The organism is Neisseria dentiae (assembly GCF_014055005.1).
Taxonomy (GTDB): Bacteria; Pseudomonadota; Gammaproteobacteria; order Burkholderiales; family Neisseriaceae; genus Neisseria; species Neisseria dentiae.
Map to the genome: position 1 here is coordinate 2,613,417 of NZ_CP059570.1, position 17,875 is coordinate 2,631,291.

Below are 17,875 nucleotides of genomic sequence, written 5' to 3' on the forward strand. Positions count from 1 at the left end.
CCGTCTGAAATGTTGGGTTTAACAATCCAGCCTACTTAAAATAACCCAACAAAAAACAGTAAGACCTGTCTGAAAACAACCAAAGGAAAACGCATGAGCCACCAAGTGATCCGCAGTGCCGAATTTACCGCCGATCGTGCATGGGGTGCGCTGGACATTGCCAATATGAACGGCACCACCGTGCGCCTGCATTGGACGGATCAGCCTTATCAATGGCACGTTAACGACGGCGAAGAAGTGTTTGCCGTGATGAGCGGCACGGTAGAAATGCACTATCGAGAGCACGGGCAGGAACAAGTGGTGCGCTTGCAGGCGGGCGATATTTTCTTTGCCGGCATCGGCACCGAACACGTGGCCCACCCGCAGGGCGAAGCGCGGATTTTAGTGATTGAAAAAGAAGGCAGCGTTTAAGCCGCATCTCACGCAAGGCCGTCTGAAAACAGCCGTAGGTCGGGCATTGATGCCCGACGAATGGTTAGAGATATTTTGCCGGGCATCAATGCCCGACCTACGAAACCGAACAAAACCGAAATATAGATTGAAGCAAAAGTTAACCGACAGGGCACACAAATGGCTATTTACCAATCAGGCGTCATTTTTGACCGAGTGGACACCCAAAACCCGAACTGCTGGACGCTGGAAGAATACGTTAAGCGCGGCGGCTATCAGGCCTTGCGCAAAATCCTCAGCGAAAAAATCTCGCAAGACGACGTGATTGCCGAAGTGAAAACGTCCGGCTTGCGCGGCCGCGGCGGCGCAGGCTTCCCCACCGGCCTGAAATGGAGCTTTATGCCCCGTTCGTTCCCGGGCGCCAAATACGTTGTCTGCAACACCGACGAAGGCGAACCCGGCACGTTTAAAGACCGCGACATCATCAACTTCAACCCGCACGCCCTGATCGAAGGCATGATTATCGCCGGCTACGCCATGGGCGCCGAAGCAGGCTACAACTATATCCACGGCGAAATCTTCGAAGGCTACCAACGCTTTGAAGCCGCGCTGGCCGAAGCGCGCCAAGCCGGTTATCTGGGCAAAAACATCATGGGCTTGGGCTTCGATTTCGAGCTGTTCGCCGCCCATGGCTACGGCGCTTACATCTGCGGCGAAGAAACCGCGCTGTTGGAAAGCTTGGAAGGCAAAAAAGGCCAGCCGCGCTTCAAACCGCCGTTTCCCGCTTCATACGGCCTCTACGGCAAACCCACCACCATCAACAACACCGAAACCTTCGCCTCCGTGCCGTTTATCATCCGCGACGGCGGCAAAACCTTTGCCGACCAAGGCATCGAAAACGCCGGCGGCACCAAACTGTTTTCCATTTCCGGCCACGTTAACCGCCCCGGCAACTACGAAGTGCCGCTGGGTACGCCGTTTGCCAAGCTGCTGGAAATGGCCGGCGGCATGAAAGACGGTAAAAAACTCAAAGCCGTGATTCCCGGCGGCTCGTCCGCCCCCGTGCTGCCCGCCGACATCATGATGGGCCTGAATATGGATTACGACTCCATCGCCAAAGCCGGCTCCATGCTCGGCTCCGGTGCGGTGATTGTGATGGACGAAGACGTGTGTATGGTGAAAGCACTGGAACGCTTAAGCTATTTCTACCACGAAGAATCCTGCGGCCAATGCACCCCCTGCCGCGAAGGCACCGGCTGGCTCTACCGCATCGTGCACCGCATCGCCAGCGGCAAAGGCAAACCCGAAGATTTGGAATTGCTCGACTCCATCGGCAACAATATGGCCGGCCGCACGATTTGCGCGCTGGCCGACGCAGCGGTTTTCCCCGTGCGCAGTTTTACCAAGCATTTCAGACATGAGTTCGAGCACTATATCGAGCATGGTAAGCCGGCTAAAGAGCATAAGTGGTGCTGATGGTTCAGACGGCATCCGTTTAAGAGTTTAGATTGGGTTGAAATTCAACAAAAATAAGGCCGTCTGAAATATTGGGTTAGACAACCTAACTTACTTGGAATTATTTGGCCTACCTGCAAAAAACAAAATGCCTGTCTGAAAAAGTTTTCAGACGGCCTTAAGCAAAAACCTTTAAAAATCCGTAACTAGGAAACACACCATGTTACAAATCGAAATCGACGGTAAACAGATTGCAGTCAAGCAGGGCGCGACTGTGATGGAAGCGGCGCACGAATTGGGCACCTATATTCCGCACTTCTGCTACCACAAAAAATTGTCTATCGCCGCCAACTGCCGCATGTGTTTGGTGGAAGTGGAAAAAGCCCCCAAACCGCTGCCTGCCTGCGCCACGCCGGTAACCGACGGCATGGTGGTGCACACCCATTCGGCCAAGGCCAAACAGGCGCAGGCCGGCGTGATGGAGTTTCTGCTCATCAACCACCCGCTCGACTGCCCCATTTGCGACCAGGGCGGCGAATGCCAGTTGCAGGATTTGGCCGTGGGCTACGGCAATTCCGCCAGCCGCTACACCGAAGAGAAGCGCTCGGTGGCCGGCAAAGATATGGGGCCGCTGGTTTCCGCCGCAGAAATGAGCCGCTGCATCCACTGCACCCGCTGCGTGCGCTTTACCGAAGAAATCGCCGGTATGCAGGAAATCGCCATGGCCAACCGCGGCGAGTTTTCCGAAATCATGCCGTTTATCGGCAAAGCGGTGGAAACCGAATTATCGGGCAACGTGATTGATTTGTGTCCCGTCGGCGCGCTTACCAGCAAACCGTTCCGTTATGATGCGCGCTCGTGGGAGTTGAGCCGCCGCAAATCGATTTCCGCCCATGACGCGCTGGGCAGCAACCTGATCGTGCAAACCAAAGACCACACCGTGCGCCGCGTGCTGCCGCTGGAAAACGAAGCCATCAACGAATGCTGGATTGCCGACCGCGACCGTTTCGCCTATGAAGGCCTGTATCACGAAAGCCGTCTGAAAACGCCGAAAATCAAACACGGTGGCGAATGGCACGAAGTGGACTGGCAAACCGCGCTGGAATATGTGAAGAAAACGCTGGAATGCATCGCCAAAGAAGACGGCCAAGACCAAATCGGCATCTGGGCCAATCCGGCGAACACCGTGGAAGAGCTGTATCTGGCGAAAAAACTGGCTGACGGCTTGGGCATCAAGCATTTCGACACCCGCCTGATGCAGCAGGACAACCGCCTTGCCGGCAGCCTGCAAGGCGCACAATGGCTGGGCCAGAGCATCGAAGATTTGGGTAATGCCGACGCCGTATTGGTGGTGGGCGCCCACCTGCGCAAAGAGCAGCCGCTGCTAACCGCCCGTCTGCGCCGCGCCGCCAAGTCTTATATGGCCCTGAGCGTGATTGCCAGCAGCAGGGAAGAGCTGCATATGCCGCTGTTCGCGCACGAAGTATTGCACCCCAACGATTGGGCGGATTTCTTAAGCAAACTGGCGCAAGACACGCAAAGCGCCGTTTCAGACGGCCTCAAGCAGGCTGAAAAAGCCGCCGTGATCTTGGGGGCGGAAGCGCAAAACCATCCCGACTACGCCGCGATTTACGCCGCCGCGCAACAACTGGCCGCCGCCACCGGCGCCGTGTTGGGTATTCTGCCGCAGGCCGCCAACAGTGTGGGCGCAGATGTGTTGGGCGTGAACGGCGGCCAAACCGTGCAGGAAATGCTGGCACAGCCGAAAAAAGCCGTGCTGCTTTTGAACGTGGAGCCGGAAATCGACGTGGCGGGCGGCGCCAAAGTTGTGGCCGCGCTGAAACAGGCGCAAAGCGTGATGGCGTTCACCCCGTTTGAAAGCGAAACCTTGCGCGAAGTGTGCGACGTGATGCTGCCGGTTGCGCCGTTTGCCGAAACTTCGGGCAGCTTTATCAATATGGAAGGCCGCCTGCAATCGTTCCACGGCGTGGTGAAAGGTTTGGCCGACAGCCGCCCCTTGTGGAAAGTATTGCGCGTGTTGGGCAATGTGTTTGAATTGAGCGGTTTTGAATACGACAGCAGCGAACAGGTGCTGAAAGAAGCCGTTGGGCAAGAAGGCCTGTCTGAAAAACTGAATAACCAAAGCACTTGGCAGGGCGCAAGCGTTCAGACGGCCTCTGAACTGGTGCGCGTGGGCGGCGTCGGTATTTACCACACCGATGCGCTGGTGCGCCGTTCGGCACCGCTGCAAGCCACCAGCCATGCGCAAACCCCCGCCGCCCGTGTGCATCCGAACACGCTGGCTAAGCTCGGCCTGCAAGACGGCGAGCGTGCGCAGGCCGTGCAAGGCGGTGCGCGCGTTGACGTGAGCGTGGCGGCCGATGCGCACCTGCCCGAAAACGTGGTGTATCTGCCGCTGCATACCGCAAATGCCGCGCTGGGTGCGTTAATGAACCGCATTGAATTGGAAAGGGCATAATCATGCAAGAGTGGTTCCAAGCCTTGTTTGCCACGCAGCTCGGAATGGGCGCGCTGGGCAACGATGTCGGCCTGGTGGTGTCGATTATCGTAAAAATCGTGATTATCCTGATTCCGCTGATTCTCACCGTGGCCTACCTCACTTATTTCGAGCGCAAGGTAATCGGCTATATGCAGCTGCGCGTCGGCCCCAACGTAACCGGCCCGTTCGGCCTGATCCAGCCGTTTGCCGACGTGTTCAAACTGCTGTTTAAAGAAGTAACCCGCCCCAAGCTGTCGAACAAAGCCCTGTTCTATATCGGCCCGATGATGTCGCTTGCCCCTGCGTTTGCTGCGTGGGCGGTGATTCCGTTCAGCAGCGAATGGTGGCTCACCAACGTTAACGCCGGCCTGCTGTTTATTCTGATGATTACTTCGCTGTCGGTGTATGGCGTGATTATCGCCGGTTGGGCATCCAACTCGAAATATTCGTTTTTGGGTGCGATGCGTTCTTCGGCCCAAACCATTTCCTACGAAATCGCCATGGGTGCGGCTTTGGTGGGCGTGGTGATGGTGTCGGGCAGCCTGAACTTTATCGATATCGTAGAAGGGCAGAGCAAGGGCATTGCCGGCGGTTCGATTTTTTCTTGGAACTGGCTGCCGCTGTTTCCGCTGTTTATCGTTTACCTGATTTCCGCCGTGGCCGAAACCAACCGCGCCCCGTTCGACGTGGCCGAGGGCGAATCGGAAATCGTGGCCGGTTTCCACGTGGAATATTCCGGCTTCGCGTTTGCGCTCTTCTTTTTGGCGGAATATATTTTCATGATTCTGATTGCCGCGCTCACTTCGCTGATGTTTTTGGGCGGCTGGCTCTCGCCTTTTCCGCAAAGCTGGGGCTTTATCGGCACGCCGGGCGCATTCTGGATGTTTGTGAAAATGGCCTTTATTCTTTACGGCTATTTGTGGATACGCGCCACTTTCCCGCGCTACCGCTACGACCAAATCATGCGTTTGGGCTGGAAGGTGTTGATTCCCATCGGCTTTATCGGCATCGTGGTGCTCGGCTTGTGGATGATTTCGCCGCTGAGTTTGTGGAAATAACAGGCCGTCTGAAACCCCGAACAAACAGTTAATAAACACAAACCCCTATCCAAAAGGGTAATCGATATGGCAAACCTAGTAAAAACCTTTCTGCTCGGCGAATTGGTGAAAGGCATGGGCGTAACGCTCAAAAACTTCTTCGCCCGCAAAGAAACGATTATGTTCCCCGAAGAGAAAACGCCGCAGTCGGTGCGCTTTCGCGGGCTGCACGCGCAGCGTCGCTATCCCAACGGCGAAGAGCGCTGCATCGCCTGCAAACTGTGTGAAGCGGTTTGCCCGGCGATGGCCATCAATATCGAATCGGAGCAGCGCGAAGACGGCACCCGCCGCACCACCCGCTACGATATCGACTTGACCAAGTGTATTTTCTGCGGCTTCTGCGAAGAAGCCTGCCCGGTGGACGCGATTGTGGAAACCCATATTCTCGAATACCACGGCGAAAAACGCGGCGATCTGTATTACACCAAACCCATGCTGCTGGCCATCGGCGATAAATACGAAAACGAAATCGCCAAACGCAAAGCGGCCGACGCGCCTTACCGATAAGGCCGTCTGAAAAATTGATGGGGTAGGCCGGACAATCTGTTCCACGGATTTTCTGCCCACGCGAAGAGGATTAATTGCGATGAAACTGTTTAAAACCGCCGGTTTGGTTTCCGTTGTCGGCGTATCCGATTTTCAAACCGCTTTGGCGTGGTACGGCAAATGGCTGGGCAAACCCGACGAAATGCCTGCGGAAAATATGGCCGAATGGCTGATTGCCGAATATGCTTGGCTGCAATTGGACGGCAGCAAAACCCCGGGTTCGGATGCCGTTGTGATTACCGTAGAAAATGTCGCCTCCTGCCGTGATGCCCTGATTGCGGCGGGAATCGAAGCAGGTGAAATAACCGATTGGGAAGTTGTGCTGACCTGTGATTTGAACGACCCCGACGGCAACAGGATTTCGCTGGCGCAGATTGTTGCATAAAGCCTTGTTTCAGACGGCATCAAGGCCGTTTGAAAGCTCCGGATAAAGATTAAAAAACCAACCGAGAAAGAGCAATTTTATGACCTTCTCCCTGATTATGTTTTACGTTTTGGCTGCCATGATACTCTTCGGCGCGCTGAAAACCGTAACCGTAAAAAACCCTGTGCATGCGGCGCTGTATCTGGTGCTCACTTTCTGCGTGAGCGCGCTGATGTGGATGCTGATGCAGGCCGAATTCTTGGGCATCACGCTGGTGTTGGTGTATGTGGGCGCGGTGATGGTGCTGTTCCTGTTTGTGGTGATGATGCTGAACATCGACATCGAAGAAATGCGCGCGGGCTTTTGGCGTCATGCGCCGGTGGCCGGTTTGGTGGGTGTGCTGATGTCGGTGGCGCTGATTCTGATTTTGGTTAACCCGAAAACCAATCTGGCCGCGTTCGGCGCGATGAAAGAGATTCCCGCCGATTACAGCAACGTGCGCGATTTGGGCAACCAGCTCTACACCACTTACCTGCTGCCGTTCGAGTTGGCGGGCGTGCTGCTGGTGTTGGGCATGGTGGCGGCGATTGCGCTGGTGCACCGCAAAACGTTTAACCCCAAAGCCATCAATCCTGCCGATCAGGTGAAAGTCAATGCCAAAGAAGGCCGTTTGCGTATGGTGAAAATGGAAGCCGTCAGGCCGTCTGAAACGGCAGGCGAAACGGATTCGGACGGCAAAGAGGAGGGCAAAGCATGATTACCTTAACGCATTATCTGGTTTTGGCCGCGCTTCTGTTCGGCATCAGCGCCATGGGCATCTTCATGAACCGCAAAAACGTGCTGATTCTGCTGATGTCGATCGAATTGATGCTGCTGGCGGTAAACTTCAACTTTATCGCGTTTTCGCAATACTTGGGCGACACAGCAGGGCAGATTTTCGTGTTTTTCATCTTAACCGTGGCCGCCGCAGAATCCGCCATCGGCTTGGCGATTATGGTGCTGGTGTTCCGCAACCGCAATACGATTAACGTGGCCGATTTGGATACCTTGAAAGGCTGACGGGCAGGGCAACCTAAACCAAGGCCGTCTGAAAACCCAAGCGGGATGAGAGATGAAATCCATCGACGAGCAAAGCCTGCAAAATGCTTACCGTCTGTTTGAAAGCGGCGATATAAACCGAATCGAAGCCGGCACGACGGCAGGCTTGCAGCAGATTCACCGTTATCTCTTCGGCGGGCTGTATGAATTTGCCGGAGAAATCAGGGAAAACGATATTTCAAAAGGCGGTTTCCGTTTTGCCAACGCCCTTTACCTGAAAGAAGCGTTGGCTAAAATCGAGCAGATGCCGGAGCGGAATTTTGAAGAAATCATCGCCAAATATGTTGAAATGAACATTGCCCACCCGTTTTTGGAAGGCAGCGGCAGAAGCACCCGTATTTGGCTGGATTTGGTGTTGAAGAAAAACCTGAAAAAAGTAGTGGATTGGCAGAACGTTGATAAAACCCTTTATTTGCAGGCGATGGAGCGCAGCCCCGTCAACGATTTGGAATTGCGCTTTTTATTGCAGAACAACCTGACCGATGATGTGGACAACCGCGAGATGATATTTAAAGGCATCGAGCAGTCGTATTATTACGAAGGGTATGAAAAGAGCTGAAAGGCCGTCTGAAAACAACCTGCAAATTGAAAACACAAGATTTAAAACAAACCGATTGAACCCTTAACCCCACCAAGCAGATAAGGTTAAAAAATGACTGATATGACTTTATATCTCGCCATCGCGTTGGCTCCCCTGGCAGGCTGCCTGCTGGCGGGCCTGTTCGGCAAGCAGATAGGCCGCGCGGGCGCGCACACGGCTACCATTTTAGGTGTGGCCGTTTCCACCGTGTTGTCGGCCTATGTGCTGTGGGGCTTTATCGACGGCTCGCGCGCCAAGTTCGACGAAAACGTTTATACCTGGCTTACCATGGGCGGCTTGGATTTCTCGGTCGGCTTTCTAGTTGACAGCCTAACCGCCATGATGATGGTGGTGGTAACGTTTGTGTCGCTGATGGTGCATATCTACACCATCGGCTATATGCACGATGAAAAAGTGGGCTACCAACGCTTCTTCAGCTATATCTCGCTGTTTACCTTCTCCATGCTGATGCTGGTGATGAGCAACAACTTCGTCCAGCTCTTCTTCGGTTGGGAAGCGGTGGGTTTGGTGTCTTACCTGCTTATCGGTTTCTATTTCAAACGCGAAAGTGCGATTTTCGCCAACTTAAAAGCCTTTTTGGTGAACCGTGTGGGCGATTTCGGTTTTATTTTGGGCATCGGTTTGATTTTGGCCTATTTCGGCGGCAGCCTGCGCTATGCAGATGTGTTCGCTTATCTGCCAAACGTACAAAACGCCACCATCAGCCTGTTCCCCGGTGTGGAATGGAGCCTGATTACCGTTACCTGCCTGTTGTTGTTTGTGGGCGCGATGGGTAAATCGGCACAGTTTCCGCTCCACGTTTGGCTGCCCGACTCTATGGAAGGCCCGACGCCGATTTCGGCTCTGATTCACGCGGCCACCATGGTAACCGCCGGCTTGTTTATGGTGTCGCGCATGTCGCCGATTTACGAGCTTTCCACCACCGCCTTGAGCGTGATTATGGTGGTGGGCGCGATTACCGCACTGTTTATGGGCTTTTTGGGCACCATTCAAAACGACATCAAACGCGTGGTGGCTTATTCAACCCTGTCGCAATTGGGCTACATGACCGTGGCTTTGGGCGTGTCGGCCTATTCGATTGCGATGTTCCATGTGATGACCCACGCCTTCTTCAAGGCCCTGCTGTTCTTGGCTGCGGGCAGCGCCATTATCGGTATGCACCACGATCAGGATATGCGCCATATGGGTAACCTGAAAAAATACATGCCGATTACTTGGCTGACCATGTTGCTTGGCAACTTGGCACTGATCGGCACGCCATTCTTCTCCGGTTTCTATTCCAAAGATTCCATTATCGAAGCCGTGCATTTCAGCGATTTGCCCGGCAGCGGTTTCGCCTATTTCGCCGTGCTTGCCAGCGTGTTTGTTACCGCTTTCTATGCCTTCCGCCAATATTTCATGGTGTTCCACGGCAAAGAAAAATGGCGTGAATTGCCCGAACATCACGATGATCATCATGACGATGGACATCATCACGGTTTGGGCAAAAACGACAACCCGCACGAAAGCCCGTGGGTGGTTACCCTGCCGCTGGTTTTGCTGGCCATTCCGTCGGTGGTTATCGGCTATATCGCCATCGAACCCATGCTCTACGGCGATTTCTTTAAAGACGTGATTTATGTAAACCACGAAGCCCATCCCGTGATGGCAAAAATGGCCGAAGCCTTCCACGGCCCGCTGGCCATGGTTTCCCACAGCCTGCGCACGCCCGTGCTCTATCTCGCCATCGCCGGCGTGGTAACGGCATGGCTGCTGTATGTGAAAGCTCCAAACCTGCCGGCCAAGATTGCCGCCGCCTTCAAGCCGGTTTACACCCTGCTCGACAACAAATACTACTTAGACGTGATTTACTTCAACGTGTTTGCCAAAGGCAGCCGCGCATTGGGCAATTTCTTCTGGAAAGTGGGCGATACCGCCATTATCGACAACGGCATCGTCAACGGCTCGGCCAAAGCCGTCGGCGCCATTGCCGCCCAAGTGCGCAAAATGCAAACCGGCTTTATCTACACCTACGCCGCCGCCATGGTGTTCGGCGTGCTGGTGCTGATTGTGGCGTTTTTCTGGGGGCTTTGGTTTCAATAAGGCCGTCTGAAAAGGCTTGCAAGAGGGCAGGGTGGAAAGCCACCGTTACAGAAATTCAGACGGCCTCCGTCTTGTTTTGCTACCTTTTAGTAAGGTAAAATAAACCTTACTAATAGATTCCCAAAGGAGTAACGATATGGCAACCACCTTACGGCTGAGCAGCAAAAGCCAAGTAACTTTCAAGCAGGAATTTCTTCACCATTTGGGCATCAGTGCGGGCGACGAAATGGAAGTGTCCAAACTGCCAAACGGTGAGTTGCGGATTAGGGCCAAAGCCAAACCTGCGCAAACCAAAAGTATCCGCGAATTCGCAGGCCGTCTGAAAAACGAGGCGGGCGTACATTTGAGCGTGGAGGAGATAAATCAGGCCGTTGCCGAAGCCGCCGTAGCGGGCGCAGGTATGGAGCGTAAGCCGTGAGCAGCATTGCCATTGATACCAACGTGTTGGTGCGGCTGTTTGTGAATGACGACGAAGCGCAGCAAAACGCCGCCGTCGAATTGCTGGCACAGGCCGAAAGCGTGATTATCCCCACCACCGTTTTGATTGAAACCGTGTGGGTATTGAACCGAAGCTACAAAATCCCGCTTGCCGACATCTTGGCGCTGTTGCGCGATTTCGTTTCGTCCGTGCCTAAGTTGGTGGTGCAGGAAAACGAAATCGAAGCAGGTTTCGCCGTGATGGAACGCAATGGCGACTTCGCAGACGGCATCAACGCCTTCAACGGTGCCATGCTCGGTGCGGAGCAGTTTGCCACCTTTGATAAACAGGCCGCGAAACTGCTGCAAGAAACAGGCGTGAAAACCCTGTTGTTGAAATAGAGGCCGTCTGAAAACGAAGTTTCCGACAGGAAACGGGTTGGCAAAAAGAGCAGGGCGGGTGCAAACCCACCCTGCGGCGATAGCGTAACCGGCAAGACGAACAAGGCCGTCTGAAACCCTTTCAGGCAGCCCGAAACCCTAAAAAACCAAATAACAACCTTTAATTAACCCACAGGAAAAAACCATGTTTTCCAACCACCTACTCAGCTTGGCAATATGGGTGCCGATTATCGCCGGCGTGCTGGTTCTGGCCACAGGCTCGGACCGCCGTGCGCCGTTGGCACGCATTCTTGCCTTTATCGGTTCGCTGGCGGGATTTTTGGTCACGCTGCCGCTGTTTACCCGTTTCGACCGTTTGAACGGCGGCTATCAGTTTGCCGAATTCCACCAGTGGATTCCCGCGCTGAATATCAATTATGCGCTGGGTGTGGACGGTATTTCGGTGCTGTTCATCATTCTGAACGCCTTTATCACGCTGATGGTGGTGCTGGCGGGTTGGGAAGTGATTCAGAAACGCCCCGCGCAGTATATGGCGGCCTTTTTGATTATGTCCGGCCTGATTAACGGCGCGTTTGCCGCGCAGGATGCGATTCTGTTTTATGTGTTCTTCGAAGGTATGCTGATTCCGCTCTACCTGATTATCGGTATGTGGGGCGGCCCGCGCCGCGTGTATGCTTCGGTAAAGCTGTTTCTCTACACCCTGCTCGGTTCGCTGCTGATGCTGGTGGGTTTGGTTTATCTGTCTTACCAGGCCGGCGGCAGCTTTTCGATTGTGGATTTCCAAAACCTGAAGCAGATTCCGCTGGGCGTGCAGCAGTTGCTGTTTGTTGCGTTTTTCCTGTCTTTCGCGGTGAAAGTGCCGATGTGGCCGGTGCACACCTGGCTGCCCGATGCCCACGTTGAAGCGCCGACGGGCGGCTCTATGGTGTTGGCGGCGATTACGCTGAAAGTGGGTGCCTACGGTTTCCTGCGTTTTATCCTGCCGATTCTGCCCGACGCGTCGCGCTATTTCGCGCCCGCAATTGTGGTGCTGAGCCTGATTGCGGTGATTTATATCGGCATGGTGGCGTTGGTGCAGACCGATATGAAAAAGCTGGTGGCTTATTCTTCTATCAGCCACATGGGTTTCGTTACTTTGGGTATGTTCCTGTTTGTTGACGGCCATCTGAACGACTGGGCGTTGAAAGGTGCGGTTATCCAGATGATTTCGCACGGTTTTGTTTCTGCCGCGATGTTTATGTGTATCGGCGTGATGTACGACCGCCTGCACAGCCGCAATATCGCCGATTACGGCGGCGTGGTAAACGTGATGCCGAAATTCGCCGCCTTTATGATGCTGTTCGGCATGGCCAATGCCGGTTTGCCCGCCACTTCGGGTTTCGTGGGCGAATTTATGGTGATTATGGGCGCGGTGGAAGTGAATTTCTGGGTGGGCGCGCTGGCCGCGCTGACGCTGATTTACGGTGCTTCTTATACCTTGTGGATGTATAAGCGCGTGATTTTCGGCGAAATCACCAACCCCGAAGTGAAAGAAATGAAAGACATCAACTGCCGCGAGTTCGCTGTTTTGGCGGTTTTGGCGGTGGCGGTGTTGGGCATGGGCCTGTATCCCGTAGCGTTTATCGAAGTCATCCACCAGGCTGCCAACGATTTGATCAGCCAAGTGGCGCAAAGCAAGATTTGAGGTGTGTGAATGAACTGGACCGATTTGAATTTAATCCCCGCCATGCCTGAAATCGTGTTGGCGTCGGCATTGTTTATCGTGTTGCTGGCGGATTTGTGGGTGAAAGACGAAAACCGCTTCATCACCCATATCCTGAGCCTGATTTCTCTGGCGGCGGTGGCGGTTACGCAATGGCTGGTGTGGACGCCCGACAGCGTGTACACGTTTGGCGGCATGTATATTGCCGACGGTATGTCGCGCCTGTCGAAAATGGTGATGTATGCCGGCTTGTTTGCCTTGTTTGTGTACAGCAAGCCCTATAATCAGGCGCGCAACATTTTTAAAGGCGAGTTTTACACCTTGTCGCTGTTTGCCCTCATTGGCATGAGCGTGATGGTGAGCGCGGGGCATTTCCTAACCGCCTATATCGGTTTGGAGCTGTTGTCGCTGTCGCTTTATGCCATGATTGCCCTGCGCCGCGATTCGGCCAAAGCCGCCGAGGCCGCGCTGAAATATTTCGTGTTGGGCGCGCTTGCTTCGGGCTTGCTGCTGTACGGCATTTCCATGGTATATGGCGCCACCGGTTCGCTGGAGTTCGCCACCGTGCTGGCCACGGCCTACGACGGTCAGGCGCAGGAATGGCTGCTGAAGCTCGGCGTGGTGTTTATCGTGGTGGCGGTGGCGTTCAAGCTGGGCGCGGTGCCGTTTCATATGTGGGTGCCCGATGTGTATCACGGCGCGCCCACTTCGGTGGCCGCTTTCGTGGGCAGCGTGCCGAAAATCGCCGCCGTGGTGTTTGCGTTCCGCATTTTGGTAACAGGCTTGGGCACGGCTCAGCAGGATTGGACGCAGATGCTGGCGATTCTCGCGGTAGCCTCGCTGCTTATCGGTAATTTGGCGGCCATCATGCAAACCAACATCAAGCGCATGTTTGCCTATTCCACCATTTCGCATATGGGCTTTATCCTGCTGGCGTTTATGGCCGGCGCGCTGGGCTTTACTGCCGGCCTGTATTACGCCATCGCTTATGTGGTGATGGGTTTGGTGGGCTTCGGCGTGCTGATGCTGTTGTCTGACGAAGCCGTAGAATGTGAAGAAATCAGCGACTTGGCGGGTTTGAACCAACGCAATGCCTGGTATGCCTTCCTGATGCTGCTGGCCATGTTCAGCATGGCGGGGATTCCCCCGTTGATGGGTTTCTATGCCAAATTCGCCGTGATTAAGGCTTTGTTGTCGCAAGGTTATATCTGGCTGCCGGTGTTTGCCGTGGTGATGAGCCTGATAGGCGCGTTCTACTACCTGCGCGTGGTGAAGGTGATGTATTTCGACCCGGCCGCCGATAACGCGCACCCTATTGGCAGCAATGCGGCGGCGAAAGTGTTTTTATCGGTTAACGCTGCGCTGCTCTTGGTTTGGGGCGTGATGCCGCAAAGTGTGATGGACTGGTGTCTGAAAGCCTTGGAGCGCACGCTCTGATGCGGCTTGAATCATTGAAACGGCAGCCGGAAGCTGCCGTTTTGGTTGATATGCAGGATGAGATCTTTGCAAAAAAAGCTAATGACGGCGATAGGTAGTTTTTGATAACCGCAAGGTATTTTGCAAAGGTTTCAGGATATGTAATTTGAACACTTTTCAGACGGCCTCGGAAGCATTTGCCCTTATGCGGGCCGTCTGAAAACCAAACCGGGCTTCTATATGACCGCATCCATGTATGTTTTGCTGCTGCTGGCCTTTATTTTCGCCAACGCGCCTTTTCTCACCCCGCGCCTTTTGGGTATTTTCCCGCTGGATAAAAAACATTTCGGCCATCATTTGCTTGAGCTGTTTGTCGGGTTCGGTATCACGGCAGGTTTGGCGTATCTGCTCGAATCGCGCGCCGGAAGCGTGCACGCCCAAGACTGGGAGTTTTATGCCGTAACGGTTTGCCTGTATTTGGTTTTTGCTTTTCCCGCTTTTGTATGGCGGTATTTTTGGAATGCACGAAACAGCGGGTAGGCCGTCTGAAAAGGTTTGGTAAGGAAACCGTTTTTCAGACGGCCTGTCGGTGTTTTGTGTTTCGCGTTATTTGTAGGTCGGGCACTCATGCCCGACATTGCTTTGTGTTTTTTCATTCCGTCGGGCATGAATGCCCGACCTACACATGCCGCTCCAGTTTGTCCAAAAACGCCTGCCGCGTTGCGGGCGTGGAGTTATCGATATTGCCGAAGTTCAGCCATTTGCGTTTTTGCACGCCGATGCCTTTGATGGTGTGGCCGAGCATGGCGCGGCCGATGCCGTTGCCGCTCACCCATTTCAGATACCAGGTGGGCGCGGTGGAGGTGCTGATGGCCACGGCTTCTTTGATGTGGGTGAGGCGGCCTTTTACGCCCGTGGGGGTGGCGTCGTAGGCCAGCGTTTTCAGAAACACTTTGTCTTCAAAGCCTTTCACAATCGCAGGCAGGTCTGCCCACCACACGGGAAAGATGAAAATCAGGCGGTCGGTCTGCTGCAATATTTCCTGATAGCGCAGCACCAGGGGGTCAAGCGCTTTGCCTTGGTTGAAGAGGGCAAGCTCGGCTTTGGTGTAGGCGGGGTTGAAACCGTCGGCATACAAATCTATCAGACGGTATGCTTCGCCTTTGGCGTCCAACAGTTGCAGCACGCGCTGCAAAATGCCGTGGTTGAAGCTTTTTTCATAAGGGTGGGCGTAGATAACGGTGGTGAAAGACATGATGTTCCTTCCTGAAAAATACACCGTACGGCAGGGTTTTCTTGCGCACAGCGCAGCGCAGTCTTACGGTGTTACGGTTTAAGCCGAATGCCGTCTGAAAATATGGCAGGATGCCAAAACGGTTTTCAGACGGCCTTGAAGCGTTTTATTTACAAGCCCTTGCGCATGATGCGTTCGGCCAATTTCGGAAACAGGCGGTTGATGCGGTAGAGCAGTTTGGTTTTTCCGCCCATGATTTCGTATTTGTCGGCCAGAAATGCCTGCCAGAATTCTTCCGCCAGCGCCTCGGGGCTGATTTTGCCTTTGCCGCGCCCTGCGGTCATGGCGGTGTCTACCAAGGGCGGCATCAGCTCGAACACTTTCACGCCCGTGTGTTCCAGCTGCCAGCGCAGGGTTTGCGAAAAGCTGTGCAGCGCGGCTTTGCTGGCGCAATAAACCGATGCGGCTTCTTTGGGGACGATAGCCAGACCTGAGGAAACGTTCACCACCGCGCCGTGCGGCTGTTTGAGCAGCATCGGCAGAAAGGCGTGCGTGAGCAGGATGGGGGCGGTGAGGTTGACGCAGAGTTCGTGCGTGATGTCGGCTTCGCTTTGTTCGGCCAACGGGCTGTTCAACTGTATGCCTGCGTTGTTGACCAATATGTTCAGATCGGGATATTTCTGCACCAACGCGGCGCGGTCTTGCGCCCGGGTGATGTCGGCGGTTTCGGCCAGTGCGCCGGGCAGGCGCTCTGCGGCCTGTTGCAGGGCTTCGCTGCGCCTGCCCGCCAAAATCACGCGGTTGCCCACCGCATGGAATTTCTGCGCCAGCGCAAAGCCGATGCCGCTTGCGCCGCCGGTGATGAGTACGGTATGCGGGTCTGGGGTCATGATGTTTCCTTTCTTGTCCGGAAATGTTGCGCGTATGTTTTCAGACGGCCCGTATGCCCGCCCAAGGCAGGGCGTGCGGCCGGGTTTTTTTTTAGGGTAGGAGTTGAAAATGCTGCGATAAGTTGCACTTTGTGCGGCCGCGGCCGCAAGCGTCTGCCTGATTTTTGCTTTTACCGATTTTATGTGGCAGTATTTTTGTTTGCGCAAAAGCAGACAGGCCGTCTGAAACCCGCATCTGTAAGAAAGCTTTCCATGACTGTTCAAAACCTTTCCCAAGCCAAGCTCGTTGTTGTTAAAGTCGGCTCCAGCCTCGTTACCGCCGAAGGGCGCGGCATCGACCAGGCCGCGCTCAACCGCTGGGCAACCCAGATCGCCGAAATCAAATCGCGCGGCACGGATGTGATTTTCGTGTCCAGCGGCGCGATTGCCGAAGGCGTGAAAAGGCTCGGCTGGCCGAAACGCCCCGTTGCCATCAACGAATTGCAGGCCGCCGCCGCCGTCGGCCAGATGGGCATCGCGCAGGCTTACGAATACGCTTTTGCCTACCACCAAATCCACACGGCGCAGATTCTGCTCACGCACGAAGACTTGAGCAACCGCACCCGCTATCTCAATGCGCGCAGCACGCTGCTGACCCTGCTCGAAAAAGGCATCGTGCCGGTGATTAACGAAAACGACACCGTTACCACCGAAGAAATCAAACTCGGCGATAACGACACTTTGGGCGCACTGGTTACCAATCTGGTTGATGCCGACGCCCTGGTTATCCTCACCGACCAGCAAGGCCTGTATGACAGCGACCCGCGCAAAAACCCGCAGGCGCAGTTTATCCGCCGCATCGCCGCCGAACACCCTGATCTGGAGCGCATGGCGGGCGGGGCGGGCAGCGGCGTGGGCACGGGCGGCATGTATACCAAAGTGTTGGCGGCCAAACGCGCGGCCTTGAGCGGCGCGGCCACCGTGGTTGCTTCGGGGCGGGAGCCTGATGTGCTGGTGCGCCTGCTGGAAGGCGAAAGCATAGGCACACTGTTTACCAGCGGCCACAGCCGCGTTGCCGCCCGCAAACAATGGCTGCTCGGCCATGTGCAGATGGTGGGCAGCCTGGTGGTGGACGACGGGGCGGAAAAAGCGCTCACCGCACACCACCGCAGCCTGCTGCCCGTGGGCTGCGTGCGGGTAAACGGTCATTTCCACCGGGGCGAGCTGGTGGCGGTGTTGAACACAGAAGGCAGGGAAATCGCCCGTGGTTTGGTCAATTACAGCAGCGGCGAAATCGGCAAAATTTTAAAAACGCCGTCTGAACAAATTGCCGCCAAGCTCGGTTATATCAACGAAGAAGAGTTGATACACCGCGACAATATGGCGCTGCACCGCTGAAAGCGGCGGAGCGGGCAGGGCGGGGCTTTTACAAAAATACCTTAGGGTCTGTCGACGTGACCGGCGAAGTGGTTTTTTGAGGCAAAAACTGCGTATGCAAGGCAAAAAGCGCAGCAAGGTTGAACACCTTGCGAGCATTTTTAACGCCGCAGACGGGGGATTTTGACCAAAAATACCGCCGTTGCGTTAATTGTCAACAGACCCTAAGGCCGTCTGAAAGTATGACAGGGCTGTTACTAAAGCTGTAAAAAGCTGCAAACCGCAGCAGAGAAAAAGAAGTTTTGAGCAGTAAAAATAAGTTTGC

The 17,875-nt window shown here is 54.8% G+C and carries 18 protein-coding genes; 16 read left to right on the plus strand and 2 right to left on the minus strand.

All coding sequences use genetic code 11. The features are described from left to right. Positions 1-93 precede the first annotated feature (93 nt). The 15 genes from H3L92_RS12215 to H3L92_RS12285 all read left to right on the plus strand — a co-directional run bounded on the left by H3L92_RS12215 (position 94) and on the right by H3L92_RS12285 (position 14,610). Positions 94-411, plus strand: coding sequence for a cupin domain-containing protein (locus tag H3L92_RS12215; protein WP_085365823.1), 318 nt, complete (start codon positions 94-96; stop codon positions 409-411). A 159-nt stretch (positions 412-570) separates the two neighbouring features. Further along, on the plus strand, positions 571-1,866 hold the full coding sequence (gene nuoF, locus H3L92_RS12220; RefSeq protein ID WP_085365824.1) for an NADH-quinone oxidoreductase subunit NuoF: 1,296 nt from the start codon (positions 571-573) through the stop codon (positions 1,864-1,866). A gap of 199 nt (positions 1,867-2,065) precedes the next feature. Next, complete coding sequence (gene nuoG, locus H3L92_RS12225; RefSeq protein ID WP_085365825.1) at positions 2,066-4,324, plus strand: NADH-quinone oxidoreductase subunit NuoG; 2,259 nt, start codon at positions 2,066-2,068, stop codon at positions 4,322-4,324. A 2-nt stretch (positions 4,325-4,326) separates the two neighbouring features. Further along, on the plus strand, positions 4,327-5,403 hold the full coding sequence (gene nuoH, locus H3L92_RS12230; RefSeq protein WP_085365826.1) for an NADH-quinone oxidoreductase subunit NuoH: 1,077 nt from the start codon (positions 4,327-4,329) through the stop codon (positions 5,401-5,403). Positions 5,404-5,469: 66 nt separating this feature from the next. Then, the gene (nuoI, locus tag H3L92_RS12235) at positions 5,470-5,949 is read left to right on the plus strand and encodes an NADH-quinone oxidoreductase subunit NuoI (RefSeq protein ID WP_085365827.1); all 480 of its coding nucleotides are present in this window, start codon (positions 5,470-5,472) and stop codon (positions 5,947-5,949) included. 79 nt (positions 5,950-6,028) lie between these two features. Continuing rightward, positions 6,029-6,373 (plus strand): VOC family protein, encoded by a 345-nt coding sequence (locus H3L92_RS12240; RefSeq protein ID WP_085365828.1) that lies wholly within the window; start codon positions 6,029-6,031, stop codon positions 6,371-6,373. Positions 6,374-6,452: 79 nt separating this feature from the next. Beyond that, a complete protein-coding gene (locus H3L92_RS12245; protein WP_085365829.1) occupies positions 6,453-7,109 on the plus strand; it encodes an NADH-quinone oxidoreductase subunit J in 657 nt (218 codons plus the stop codon). Continuing rightward, complete coding sequence (gene nuoK / locus H3L92_RS12250; protein ID WP_085365830.1) at positions 7,106-7,411, plus strand: NADH-quinone oxidoreductase subunit NuoK; 306 nt, start codon at positions 7,106-7,108, stop codon at positions 7,409-7,411. The genes H3L92_RS12245 and nuoK overlap by 4 nt, the downstream gene beginning before the upstream one ends. A 52-nt stretch (positions 7,412-7,463) precedes the next feature. Then, entirely contained in the window at positions 7,464-8,009 is a 546-nt protein-coding gene (gene fic / locus H3L92_RS12255) for a protein adenylyltransferase Fic (protein ID WP_085365831.1), read from the plus strand. 93 nt (positions 8,010-8,102) lie between these two features. Continuing rightward, on the plus strand, positions 8,103-10,133 hold the full coding sequence (nuoL, locus tag H3L92_RS12260) for an NADH-quinone oxidoreductase subunit L (RefSeq protein WP_085365832.1): 2,031 nt from the start codon (positions 8,103-8,105) through the stop codon (positions 10,131-10,133). 136 nt (positions 10,134-10,269) lie between these two features. Beyond that, positions 10,270-10,551: an AbrB/MazE/SpoVT family DNA-binding domain-containing protein gene (locus tag H3L92_RS12265; RefSeq protein ID WP_085365833.1), complete on the plus strand. Its 282-nt coding sequence runs from the start codon at positions 10,270-10,272 to the stop codon at positions 10,549-10,551. Next, entirely contained in the window at positions 10,548-10,952 is a 405-nt protein-coding gene (locus tag H3L92_RS12270) for a type II toxin-antitoxin system VapC family toxin (protein ID WP_085365834.1), read from the plus strand. Before H3L92_RS12265 ends, H3L92_RS12270 begins: the two co-directional genes overlap by 4 nt. Positions 10,953-11,136: 184 nt before the next feature. After that, positions 11,137-12,636: an NADH-quinone oxidoreductase subunit M gene (locus H3L92_RS12275; RefSeq protein ID WP_085365835.1), complete on the plus strand. Its 1,500-nt coding sequence runs from the start codon at positions 11,137-11,139 to the stop codon at positions 12,634-12,636. A 9-nt stretch (positions 12,637-12,645) separates the two neighbouring features. Beyond that, entirely contained in the window at positions 12,646-14,091 is a 1,446-nt protein-coding gene (gene nuoN, locus H3L92_RS12280) for an NADH-quinone oxidoreductase subunit NuoN (protein WP_085365836.1), read from the plus strand. Positions 14,092-14,310: 219 nt separating this feature from the next. Continuing rightward, positions 14,311-14,610 carry a DUF2818 family protein gene (locus tag H3L92_RS12285; RefSeq protein ID WP_085365837.1) on the plus strand — a complete coding sequence of 100 codons (300 nt, stop codon included), beginning with the start codon at positions 14,311-14,313 and terminating at the stop codon, positions 14,608-14,610. Between the two features lie 139 nt (positions 14,611-14,749). Here the strand turns inward: H3L92_RS12285 and H3L92_RS12290 are convergent, their stop codons facing one another. Beyond that, complete coding sequence (locus H3L92_RS12290; RefSeq protein ID WP_085365838.1) at positions 14,750-15,325, minus strand: NAD(P)H-dependent oxidoreductase; 576 nt, start codon at positions 15,323-15,325, stop codon at positions 14,750-14,752. Positions 15,326-15,474: 149 nt separating this feature from the next. After that, the gene (locus H3L92_RS12295) at positions 15,475-16,194 is read right to left on the minus strand and encodes an SDR family oxidoreductase (protein WP_085365839.1); all 720 of its coding nucleotides are present in this window, start codon (positions 16,192-16,194) and stop codon (positions 15,475-15,477) included. Positions 16,195-16,446: 252 nt separating this feature from the next. Between H3L92_RS12295 and proB the strand changes: the two genes are divergently transcribed. Further along, complete coding sequence (gene proB / locus H3L92_RS12300) at positions 16,447-17,571, plus strand: glutamate 5-kinase (RefSeq protein WP_085365840.1); 1,125 nt, start codon at positions 16,447-16,449, stop codon at positions 17,569-17,571. The last annotated feature ends 304 nt before the right edge of the window (positions 17,572-17,875 follow it).

What these genes read in the sequence shown, in the direction of transcription:
- H3L92_RS12215 (WP_085365823.1), top strand. Translation starts at nt 94, where the DNA reads ATGAGCCACCAAGTGATCCGCAGTGCCGAATTTACCGCCGATCGTGCA.
- nuoF (WP_085365824.1), top strand. Translation starts at nt 571, where the DNA reads ATGGCTATTTACCAATCAGGCGTCATTTTTGACCGAGTGGACACCCAA.
- nuoG (WP_085365825.1), top strand. Translation starts at nt 2,066, where the DNA reads ATGTTACAAATCGAAATCGACGGTAAACAGATTGCAGTCAAGCAGGGC.
- nuoH (WP_085365826.1), top strand. Translation starts at nt 4,327, where the DNA reads ATGCAAGAGTGGTTCCAAGCCTTGTTTGCCACGCAGCTCGGAATGGGC.
- nuoI (WP_085365827.1), top strand. Translation starts at nt 5,470, where the DNA reads ATGGCAAACCTAGTAAAAACCTTTCTGCTCGGCGAATTGGTGAAAGGC.
- H3L92_RS12240 (WP_085365828.1), top strand. Translation starts at nt 6,029, where the DNA reads ATGAAACTGTTTAAAACCGCCGGTTTGGTTTCCGTTGTCGGCGTATCC.
- H3L92_RS12245 (WP_085365829.1), top strand. Translation starts at nt 6,453, where the DNA reads ATGACCTTCTCCCTGATTATGTTTTACGTTTTGGCTGCCATGATACTC.
- nuoK (WP_085365830.1), top strand. Translation starts at nt 7,106, where the DNA reads ATGATTACCTTAACGCATTATCTGGTTTTGGCCGCGCTTCTGTTCGGC.
- fic (WP_085365831.1), top strand. Translation starts at nt 7,464, where the DNA reads ATGAAATCCATCGACGAGCAAAGCCTGCAAAATGCTTACCGTCTGTTT.
- nuoL (WP_085365832.1), top strand. Translation starts at nt 8,103, where the DNA reads ATGACTGATATGACTTTATATCTCGCCATCGCGTTGGCTCCCCTGGCA.
- H3L92_RS12265 (WP_085365833.1), top strand. Translation starts at nt 10,270, where the DNA reads ATGGCAACCACCTTACGGCTGAGCAGCAAAAGCCAAGTAACTTTCAAG.
- H3L92_RS12275 (WP_085365835.1), top strand. Translation starts at nt 11,137, where the DNA reads ATGTTTTCCAACCACCTACTCAGCTTGGCAATATGGGTGCCGATTATC.
- nuoN (WP_085365836.1), top strand. Translation starts at nt 12,646, where the DNA reads ATGAACTGGACCGATTTGAATTTAATCCCCGCCATGCCTGAAATCGTG.
- H3L92_RS12285 (WP_085365837.1), top strand. Translation starts at nt 14,311, where the DNA reads ATGACCGCATCCATGTATGTTTTGCTGCTGCTGGCCTTTATTTTCGCC.
- H3L92_RS12290 (WP_085365838.1), bottom strand. Translation starts at nt 15,325, where the DNA reads ATGTCTTTCACCACCGTTATCTACGCCCACCCTTATGAAAAAAGCTTC.
- H3L92_RS12295 (WP_085365839.1), bottom strand. Translation starts at nt 16,194, where the DNA reads ATGACCCCAGACCCGCATACCGTACTCATCACCGGCGGCGCAAGCGGC.
- proB (WP_085365840.1), top strand. Translation starts at nt 16,447, where the DNA reads ATGACTGTTCAAAACCTTTCCCAAGCCAAGCTCGTTGTTGTTAAAGTC.